The organism is Bartonella grahamii ATCC 700132 (genome assembly GCF_000518085.1).
GTDB classification, from domain to species: Bacteria; Pseudomonadota; Alphaproteobacteria; order Rhizobiales; family Rhizobiaceae; genus Bartonella; species Bartonella grahamii.
The window spans coordinates 1-792 of record NZ_KI912380.1; the positions used below are offsets into that span (position 1 = coordinate 1).

Here is a 792-nt window from a genome sequence, read left to right on the forward strand (position 1 = left end):
CTTCTCATGCTGTGCTACAAACGCACCCGCATCATCACTCCACAACAACGCATTTTGCTCAATGTTTTCTGAAATCTCATTATGAAGATTCTTGAAGACCTTATTGATACCGGCAAACGCGGCTGCAATGCTATCATAATCCTCCTCTTCAAAGCTGCCATCTTCTTGGAAAGTCATTAGCTTGAAACCTGGAAGGACCCAACCATCACCATCATACTTAGCATCGCCACCAAAATACTTTGCTAGCGACTGATTCAGATCATAAATCTGTCCACCATTAACCGCATCACTCGAGCCTGATGCTATAGAGCCATCAGCTAGAGATGTAATCTTGCTGTTTTCTTGTGTCACTACAACTGTGCCGTCGGCTTGTTCTTCTCTCTTTTCATGCTGCGCTACAAAGGCATGGGCTTTACCATTCCATAACAAGGAATCCTGAGCAACTCCTTCTGACACTTCCTTAATGCGAGCGTTCACAGTCTTGATATTATCATCAAGTCCTTCAAAGGCAGAACCAACATTGGTGTGTGATTTATCTGTTACCTTACCATCTTTATCAATACTGGATAAGGTATAGTTTGGAGCTTGCCATTCGCCTTTCTCATTATAACCAGCACCGCCACCAAAATAGCCAGCAAACTGTTTTCGAAGATCATAAATCTGACCACCCGTAATCGCATCGCTCGAACCTACCACAATAGAACCATCAGCCAGCGATGTGATCTTGCTGTTTGTCTTGCTTTCCTTTTCCCCATGCTTGGCTACAAAGGCTTTTGCACTTTCATTCCACAA

The 792-nt window shown here is 43.7% G+C and carries 1 pseudogene; it reads right to left on the bottom strand.

Annotated features, from left to right (window positions below):
* Positions 1 to 792 (bottom strand): annotated as a pseudogene (locus tag U736_RS11465) (hypothetical protein); the annotation flags it as partial.